We start from the raw sequence: 8,798 nt of genomic DNA on the forward strand, positions 1-8,798 counted from the left end.
AAGATTAGGCGTTGATGGCGGTGATCTGCACGAGGGTCAGCGGCTGGCGATGACCACGGGTCTTGTGGAAGCCCTTGCGCTTGCGGAATTTGAAGGTGGTGGCCTTGTCAGCCTTGTGCTGCTTCAGCACCTTGGCGGAGACGCTGGCGCCAGCGACGGTGGGGGCGCCCACCTTGATGCTGCCGCCTTCACCGGCGACGAGCACCTGGTCAAAGGTGGCGGTTTCGCCTTCGGCAGATTCCAGCTTCTCCACGTCGAGCTTGTCGCCCACGGAGACTTTGTACTGCTTGCCGCCTGTTTTGATGATTGCGTATGCCATAACCTGAAAAAGTGAGAGTTGCCCCTCCTTTTGGGGAGAGGGGCGCGGAGGTTTCCACACCTCTACCGCTTCGGCAAGGGAAAACTTGCCCTGAAAGCTTTAGAAAAATCAAAATCAGGCCGCTGGAGGCGGAGAATTTCCAAAAAAATGCGTCAGCGCCTCCATCATGCCCTCGCTGGCAAAGCGCGTGGCGATGAAGCCGCCGCGCGCATGCACGATCTGTTTCACAGGCGGCACCGCATTGCCGGGACAGGCGATCATGCGGGCGTGGCGCGGGTCCAGCATGCTGAGGTCGTTGAAATTGTCCCCGGCGGCAAAGCAGGCCGTGGCGTCCAGCCCCAGCAGGCGCGCGAGTTCACTCAGCGCCGTGCCTTTGCTGTAGCCGCTGTGGGAAAAGCGCAGGTAGATGCCGTTGCGATGGTACCCGATGTCTGGAAACTGCCGCGCGTGCATGTCGATGTAGGCGCAGATGCCGTCGAGCTCCGGATCGCTGGTGGCCACAATGCCCATCTCACCTTCGCCGCCGCTGATGAAGGAGGCCTGCGTCTGCGTCTCCACCATCTGCCGGATGGCCTGCAGGGAGGGCTGGTGGTCCCGGGCAAAGCGCTCCTGCGCGCGGCGTGCCTGCCGGTTCCAGGAGCCGTAGTCCGTCCAGCGGCTGAAAAAGCCCGGCTTATAGATGTCGCACTCCTGCGCGATGATGAAATCCGGCTCCATGTAGATGCCATGCTGCGCCAGGCCTTCGATGGTCTGGTTCAGTCCGCGTCCGGTGTTGATCACCCATGCGGCGCCCTGCCCGCGCAGCATCTGGATCATCTGGCCGAGGCCAGGATGAAACACCGGGTCCCTCTCCGGGTGCACGAGTGTCCCATCGAAGTCAAAGCAGAGAATGAAACGGTGTTTGGGGGCGGCCATGATTCAGGGGCGGGCATTCATGCCGTGAAAGAGATCGGCTGCAAGACCGCGATCACTCGTATGAAGGCCAGCACGCACAGCGCCCAAAGCACCATCTCGTAAATCACAAACACTGGCACGCTCATCTGCCGCCGGCGCGCGCGGTGCACCAGCGACTCGCTGGCCCACAGCAGACTGAGCACCAGCGGAGGATACAGTGCCAGATAGCGGCTGCCCCAGGTCAGCACCGGCATGTCCCAGCCGAAATCCAGAGTGCAGGCCGCGCAGGCCAGAATGCTGAACAAAGCCAGCGGCGCCGTCTCCGGATGCAGGGCCTGGCCGGCATGCGCCGCCCGCGGCGCCACGAAGGCGATGATGAGCAGCAGCAAAATTAAAATGCTGGCCAGCACGATGACAAACACCCCGCGCTCATGCGGCAGGGAATCAAAGCTCCAGGGAAACTGCAGCACCTCCTCCATCATTTTCAGCCCGCCATGCCAGAAGCGCTCCCTCACAGCTTCCGGCGTGTGGGTGGAGAGGTAGTTCGCATAGCTCGGCACCTCCTCCGGCGGCACGGCCTGCAGCGTTTCACGGCTGTGATGCGCCGCCGTCCACTCCTGCATGGCGGCTTCATTCTCAAACCACCGCCAGTGAAAGGGCGTGGCGTCCCCCAGCTTCTCCTTCGCAGAGGCCATCATCGGCCCCACGGTGATCAGATGGCACACCACCAGCAGCACCATGCCCAGCCAGTGATTGCGCCATACCCACAGCGAGGTGCCTCCCGCATGCGGCAGGTGCGCCAGCATCCAGCCCCACAGCCAGCGCAGCGAACTCACGCCGATGAAGACGAGCACCAGCGTCGTCGTGGTCGGCAGTGTGAGATTTGCCAGGGCGGATAAAAAGCCGATCAGGCCATACAGCCAGAGGGAGTTGCGCTTCAGCGCCGCGATGCAGCAAATCCAGATGAGCAGAAACAGGATCTGAAACAGCACATCCGGCAGAAACGCCGCCGTGGATGGCAGCAGCACGCCGAAGCCAATGGTCAAAATCGTGAGCAGCGCCGCCGGCACGGAAAATGCGCGCGCCGCCGCCAGCCCCAGCATCAATAAAAAGCCCAGGCTCAGCCCCATCATCCACCGCTTGCCGGAGCGCAGCACCCGCTGGTCAGCCGCATCCGGCAGGCCCGAGGATTGGGGATGTCCCGCCTCCACATTCCATGCCGCCAGCCAGGGCCAGAGCGGCCGCACCAGCCCGTCGGTACGGTGTGGCAGCCAGTCGTTCAGAGGCTGGGACACGCTTTTGGAAAAGTCCGGTGTCAGGTCACGCCGCGTTTCGATGGCGGCGTTCAGGTAAGCCCGTTCGTGCTCTGGAAAGGCATTGTCCCAGCCGGGCTTCTGCTCCTGAAAAGCCCGCACGTAGCACCAGGCAAAGAGGACCAGGCATCCGCACATCACCACCCAGCGGCCGCCACGCAGCCATAGCTTCGTTAAATGCAGGTACACAGACTTCACCAACATGCGTGCTGCGGAATTGACTTGGAGGTGGAGTTACTTTTTCGGCCGCACCTTGATTTCCACCCGCCGGTTCATGCCCTGCTGCTCCGCCGTTCCAGCGGTGCTCACGAGCGGCTTCGCCTTTCCCATGCCCACGGCCTGAATGCGGTCCGTGCCCAGGCCCAGAGACTCGCGCAGCCAGCTCACCACTGCGTTTGCACGGCGGATGCTGAGCTCGAGATTGTACTCATCTCCCCCGAAGCTGTCGGTATGGCCTTCGATGATGAAGAGTGAGTCGGGATTCTTTTGGATGAGGAAGCCCAGCTTCATCAGGCTGAGGCGCGCTGCTTCGGCGAGCTGGTCGCTGCCATATTCAAACAGCAGGTCCGTGGGCATCAGAATCGGCGCGGTGCTGCCGCCCATCTTGCCGCCGCCTCCCAGCAGGTCATCCAGATTGCTGAAGCCCTTCACCCGCGCACCCGCCGCAGTCGCGGTGCCCTGGCTTTTTACCGCGTCCAGCAGGCCGCTGTCCATCTTGCCTCCTTCGCCGGGGTCCAGCGCGCCGGCATCCAGCAGCATTTGTTTTTCTGAGACCGGCTTGGACAAAACATCCCGCCGCACGCTGGCCATCTCTGCGGCGATGTCCGGCCCGGCCACCGCCTGCGGGGCCAGCAGCTTGGCCATGTCGCTGCCCTTGGGCGTTCCTGGCGCGCCGTCGCCGGGATCATTGGCGCGGACGAAATTGGTGATCTCCTTCACGTTCGGCGTCAGGTCGATCTCCTGGTTCTTCGGCAGTTCCTGCAGCTTGTCGAAGTCATCCAGCTTCGGCTCAAAGGCCTTCATGTCCGGCATGTTGCCCGGGGCGATGGTTTCCGGAATCTGCTTGATGGCGTCCTGCTCCTTCAGCACCCGCTCGTCGATGCGTATCCGCTCCGGGACCTCCCGCGGCTTGGCGGGCGTCACATTGGAGATGCCCAGTGTGTCAAATCCCACCACCAGCATCATGTGGAACACCACCGAAAGAATCAGCGCAAACATCATCCACCACTTCAGGCTCCAGTCGTCTCGGGAACGAAAGGAGGACTGCGGAGTGGTCCACTCGGGGGGATGGGTGACTGCGGCCATGATGCCCCTACCCTACCACGCAGGCAAAGCTTTGCACGCGGCACTTTAACCGTGACAATGGCCCCGCCGTCTTCGTATTCTTGGCTCTCAACCCCACACCCCACCATCATGAACCGCCGCGCCTTCCTCTCCGCCAGCACCACCGCCCTCGCAGGCTCCCTCATCCTCCCTGCCACCAGCCATGCGCTGGATCTCACCCAGGCTCCCCTGCCCTATGCCCCCGAAGCCCTGGAACCGCACATTGATGCGATGACCATGAAAATCCACTTCGGCAAGCACCACACCGCCTACATTGCCAAGCTCACCGACGCGCTCAAGGCCGCCAACATCAGCAAAACCGACGCCATCGAGCTGGTCTCTGACATCAAGTCCCTTCCCGAAGCCTCCCAGATGGCCATCCGCAACAACGGCGGCGGCCACGTGAACCACACCTGGTTCTGGAAATGGATGGCCCCCGTGGGCAGCGGACCCGCCGCCCCCGAAGGCAAGCTGGCCGCCGCCATCCAGAGCACCTTCACCAGCATCGACGACTTCAAAAAACTCTTCGCCGACGCCGGCGTGAAGCGCTTCGGCTCCGGCTGGGCCTGGCTCATCGTCACCAAGGACGGCAAGCTCAAGGTCACCTCCACGCCCAACCAGGACAATCCGCTGATGAAAGGCATCGTCGATGACGCCGACCTCGGCACGCCCATCCTCGGCCTGGACGTCTGGGAGCACGCCTACTACCTCAAGTATCAGAACAAGCGCCCCGACTACATCACCGCCTGGTGGAACGTGGTGAACTGGAACGAAGTCGCCAAAGGCTACGCCGCGGCCAAAAAGGCGTGATCCCCCCCTCCGACGCCGCGCTCATGACCGGACTCATCGAGGTCAAGCTCACGGAGTTGAACCAGTTGTTCAACTCCATGGACCCCTCGCCGTTTCATGAGCGCGATCTGGATCACGACGCGGAGGAATTCATCGTCAGTTGGGCGCAGGAGCACCCCAGGCAGCATGAGTTGAAACTCGTCGTGCATCTCGCCCAGCATCCCCCCGATGTCGCCGATGCACGACAGCTCATCGCCAGCTCCATCACCCATTACTTCCAGTATCGCGCCGACATGACCCTGCGCGATTTCAAGCGCCTGATGCGCGAGGGCCGCGCCTCCCTGCTGATCGGTCTTCTGTTCCTCGGCGCCTGTCAGCTCACCGCCACCCTCCTCGCCCCCACCTCAAACTGGCAGTCCATCATTCGCGAAGGGCTCACCATCATGGGCTGGGTGGCCATGTGGAAGCCTCTCGAAATTTACCTCTACCGCTGGTGGCCCCTCCTCAGCCTGAGAAAGCTCTACCAGCGCCTCAGCCACATGCCTGTCGAACTTCACTGCTCCGCCTCAACTTGAAACTTTAAACCTGAAACTTCGGACTCCACCGTTATGAAACACCTCTTCCTCCTCACCACCCTCCTTCTGATTCTCCCCGCCATGTCATTCGCCTCCGATCCCGTCAAACACGTCAAAGCTGACGAAGCCGCCAAAATCCTCGCCGATGGCAAGACCGCCGTCATTGATGTGCGCACGCCGGACGAGTTTAAAGACGGCCACATCAAGGGCGCGAAGAACATCGACATCATGTCCAAAGACTTCGAAGCCCAGGTCGCCAGGCTCGACAAGACCAAGCCCACCCTCGTTCACTGCCAGGCCGGCGGCCGCAGCACCCGTGCGCTCCCCGTCTTCGAAAAGCTCGGCTTCACCCACCTCATCCATCTGGATGACGGCTTTGGCGGCTGGCAGGCTGCTGGGAAGCCGGTGGAGAAGTGATTCATTCCACCTCCGCCGCCAGCATAAGGCCATAAATGTCGATGGGATCGTGCTCGCGATATGCTTTGGCCTCGCAAAAAGCCATTGGTCGATTACGTTGCGCATGAGATTTCCCCGCCATGCCCACCACGCTAACGCTTGATGATGACCTTGCCGGACTGTTGCAGGCCGCTGCGCAGCAGAAGGGACAGCCTGTGGCTGAAGTCGCCTTCAGCCTGCTCCGTGCCGCGCTCGGCAAACCTGCTCAGGCATTGCCATCGCCGATTCCTTTTCGCATCCGGCCCCATGACGGTGTCTTTGCCCCCGGAGTTTCGCTGCAAAAGTTGAACCGTCTGGCTGATGAACTCGATATGGATGCCTTTTTGACCCGGCAGAAATCATGATTCTGCCGGATCTCAATCTGCTGATTTACGCCTACAATGCGACCGCGCCTGATCATGCGGCAGCGAGGTCGTGGTGGGAGGATCTTATGACGCGTGGTGAGGAGATCGGCCTGCCTTTGAATGTCGCTCTCGGATTCGTGCGCCTGATGACAAACCCCAAGGTCATCCAACCACCCATGCCACTCGCTGACGCCTTGTCCGAAGTTAAACGTTGGATCGCAGCGTCAAACGTCGCATTGCTTTATCCAACGCCTCTTCATTAGGACGAGTTGGAAAAGATTGGCTGGACCGGCGCAGCGCTCTCTGATGCACATCTAGCGGCACTGGCCATGGAGCACAATGCTGAGCTGCACACCAACGACATAGACTTTTCTCATTGTCAGGGCCTGCGTTGGAAAAATCCATTGGTGCCCTGAGGTTAACTTTTTTCCGCCACTCTCTTCACCACCTCCGCCGCCAGCACAAAGCCAAACGTGCCTGTGACAGACGTCACAGCACCGAAGCCCTCTGCGCAGTCCAGCCGCAGGCCGGTTTCAGCGCCTGCTTCAGGCACCAGCGAGCAGGATCCATCCGCCCATGGAAAAACCGGCTTCTCTGTGGAGAAAACACAGGGCACCCCCATCGCCAGCGGCCGGCCCTCGTCGCTTTTCGCAAAGCCGTGCTGCCGCCGCAGGCACTGGCGCACGCCTTTGAGCAGCGGATCAGCCCCCGCATGACCGAGATCCGTGCTGCGAATGGCCGTGGGGTCCCGCCGGCCCCCGGCGGAGCCTGACGTGATGACCGGCAGCCCCCGCGCATGACATCTGGCAATGATCAGCGCCTTGATCGAGGTGCGGTCCACGGCATCCACCACGAAATCAAACTTCGGTGCCAGGAGCCTTTCCACATTCGATTCCGTGAGAAATTCAGTCACGCGGTGCACCCGGCAGTCCGGATTGATCTCCGCCACACGCGCCACCAAAACGTCCACCTTGGACATGCCGACGGTATGCACCAGTGCCGGAAGCTGGCGGTTCGTGTTGGTGATGCACACATCATCCATGTCGATCAAGGTCAGTTCACCGATGCCGCTGCGCGCCAGCGCCTCCACCACCCAGGAGCCCACGCCGCCCACGCCCACGATGGCAACATGCGCCGCCTCCAGACGCGGCAGCGCCGCAGCCCCATAAAGCCGCCCGATGCCGCCAAAGCGCTGCGTGTAGGATTCATCCATGCGTTCGTTTAATATGCCCGCGACAGAAGATCAAGAACCCACGTTTACTGCGAGACGTTCGGCTTTGCCGCAGAGGAGCAAAGCGGCGGAGAACGCAGAGATTCCGATCCATTCAAAATCTCTGCCACCTCTGCTCCTCCGCCCCTCTGCGGCCAGACAGAACGTCGCCAATACTCCTCAGCAATGGTGCGCGCCGCGCGTGTTCACATGCAGCGAGTACAGACTCTGGGATGCCGTGATGAACAAGCGGTTCCGCTTTGGGCCGCCGAAGCAAAGATTGCTGGCTGTTTCCGGGAGTTTGATCATGCCGATGCGCCTGCCTTCAGGATTGAAGACGTGGACACCATCAAAGCCATCGCCCACCCATCCGGCACTGGCCCAGAGGTTGCCTTCGATGTCACAGCGAATGCCATCGGAACCACCTTTCCCAATGTCGTGTGGGGCGCTCGAAGCCCCCTGCCCTGATGCCAGCACTTCCTTGCCTCCTTTGTTATCTCGCCAAGTGCGGACCTGCCATCCCGAGTCGCCGTAGCTCACCTTCAAACCTTCCGGCATATGGACAAACACCTTCCCATTCTTCACAGTCTTTCCATCCACATCATATACCCAGATGTTCTTCGAAGCCCCGGTGTCCACGATGTACACCTTCTTGTAGTCCGGTGAAAAACACAGCCCGTTCGGCTTCTCCTGATCCTCCGTGATCTTCGAAATCTCACCGCTCGGATCGATGCGGTAGACCGCCTCCTTCAGCAGCAGCTCCCCTTTGTTCCCCTCGTAGTCCATCATGCTGCCGTAGCCCGGATCGGTGAACCACACGGAGCCGTCTGGATGCACTGCGCCATCATTCGGCGCGTTGAGCGGCTTGCCCTCAAACTTGTCCGCCAGCACCGTCACCTTGCCATCCAGTTCATAGCGCACCACACGGCGCGTGGCGTGCTCAAAGGAAATCTGCCGCCCCTGGAGGTCGAACGTGTTGCCGTTACTGTTGTTGGCGTTGTTGCGCATCACAGAAACGTGCCCGTCCTCCGGCAGGTAGCGCATCTGCGCATTGTTCGGAATATCGCTCCACACCAGGTAGTTGCCAGTTCCGTTCCAGGCCGGGCCTTCCGCCCAGAGCATGCCGGTATGCAGACGGCGGATGGGCGAGTTTCCCTGGATGAGCTTTTCAAACTCAGGCTCCAGCACGATGACGTCTGGGTCTGGGTAGCGTTCCGGAGTCTGGCCGGACCAGTCGCGCGAAAGCAGAGTGGTGGTGGCGGCAGAGGCAATGAAGCTGGTGAGAAAGGTGCGGCGGCTGGTGGTCATGTTGTGGTTTTAGCGAGTGAAACGCATGAAGGGCAAGGTCATAATGACGAAACCAGAATGAGGAATGACGAATGAAGCCCGAAGGTTCGAATGACTGAATCGTCATTGGTGCTTCGACATTGATTCGTCATTCCTCATTCAATGTCGTTAAGTTAAGGAAAGGCAGCGCGAAAAGCGTTGAACTGCAAGCTTGTTGAGTGAACGATGAGTGGGTGTTTCGCCTTCGCGCAGCGCCGATTGTACATTCTATAACCACCATGGACCTCA

11 protein-coding genes are annotated in these 8,798 nt (G+C 60.8%); 5 read left to right on the forward strand and 6 right to left on the reverse strand.

Features of this window, described 5'->3' with window-relative positions; all coding sequences use genetic code 11:
• Positions 1–4: 4 nt before the first annotated feature.
• From rplU to ACILSQ_RS29475, 4 genes are all read right to left on the reverse strand, one after another.
• Entirely contained in the window at positions 5–319 is a 315-nt protein-coding gene (rplU, locus tag ACILSQ_RS29460; RefSeq protein WP_395747285.1) for a 50S ribosomal protein L21, read from the reverse strand.
• Positions 320–433: 114 nt separating this feature from the next.
• Positions 434–1,234, reverse strand: coding sequence for an HAD family hydrolase (locus ACILSQ_RS29465; protein ID WP_395747286.1), 801 nt, complete (start codon positions 1,232–1,234; stop codon positions 434–436).
• A gap of 17 nt (positions 1,235–1,251) precedes the next feature.
• The gene (locus ACILSQ_RS29470) at positions 1,252–2,730 is read right to left on the reverse strand and encodes a hypothetical protein (protein WP_395747287.1); all 1,479 of its coding nucleotides are present in this window, start codon (positions 2,728–2,730) and stop codon (positions 1,252–1,254) included.
• 30 nt (positions 2,731–2,760) lie between these two features.
• Entirely contained in the window at positions 2,761–3,831 is a 1,071-nt protein-coding gene (locus ACILSQ_RS29475; protein WP_395747288.1) for an OmpA family protein, read from the reverse strand.
• 108 nt (positions 3,832–3,939) lie between these two features.
• On the opposite strand from ACILSQ_RS29475, the gene ACILSQ_RS29480 reads away from it, so the two are divergent.
• The 5 genes from ACILSQ_RS29480 (at position 3,940) to ACILSQ_RS29500 (ending at position 6,276) form a co-directional block, all read left to right on the forward strand.
• On the forward strand, positions 3,940–4,659 hold the full coding sequence (locus ACILSQ_RS29480; RefSeq protein ID WP_395747289.1) for a superoxide dismutase: 720 nt from the start codon (positions 3,940–3,942) through the stop codon (positions 4,657–4,659).
• A gap of 23 nt (positions 4,660–4,682) precedes the next feature.
• Positions 4,683–5,213, forward strand: a complete 531-nt coding sequence (locus ACILSQ_RS29485) for a hypothetical protein (protein WP_395747290.1) — start codon at positions 4,683–4,685, stop codon at positions 5,211–5,213.
• 33 nt (positions 5,214–5,246) lie between these two features.
• A complete protein-coding gene (locus ACILSQ_RS29490; RefSeq protein ID WP_395747291.1) occupies positions 5,247–5,630 on the forward strand; it encodes a rhodanese-like domain-containing protein in 384 nt (127 codons plus the stop codon).
• A 119-nt stretch (positions 5,631–5,749) separates the two neighbouring features.
• Entirely contained in the window at positions 5,750–6,013 is a 264-nt protein-coding gene (locus ACILSQ_RS29495) for a hypothetical protein (protein WP_395747292.1), read from the forward strand.
• Complete coding sequence (locus ACILSQ_RS29500; protein WP_395747293.1) at positions 6,010–6,276, forward strand: TA system VapC family ribonuclease toxin; 267 nt, start codon at positions 6,010–6,012, stop codon at positions 6,274–6,276. The genes ACILSQ_RS29495 and ACILSQ_RS29500 overlap by 4 nt, the downstream gene beginning before the upstream one ends.
• A 155-nt stretch (positions 6,277–6,431) precedes the next feature.
• On the opposite strand, the gene ACILSQ_RS29505 is transcribed toward ACILSQ_RS29500, so the two are convergent.
• Entirely contained in the window at positions 6,432–7,226 is a 795-nt protein-coding gene (locus ACILSQ_RS29505) for a ThiF family adenylyltransferase (protein ID WP_395747294.1), read from the reverse strand.
• Positions 7,227–7,403: 177 nt separating this feature from the next.
• Entirely contained in the window at positions 7,404–8,531 is a 1,128-nt protein-coding gene (locus ACILSQ_RS29510) for an SMP-30/gluconolactonase/LRE family protein (RefSeq protein WP_395747295.1), read from the reverse strand.
• Positions 8,532–8,798: the final 267 nt, after the last annotated feature.

The sequence above is a fragment of the Prosthecobacter sp. genome, assembly GCF_044227185.1.
GTDB lineage: Bacteria > Verrucomicrobiota > Verrucomicrobiia > Verrucomicrobiales > Verrucomicrobiaceae > Prosthecobacter.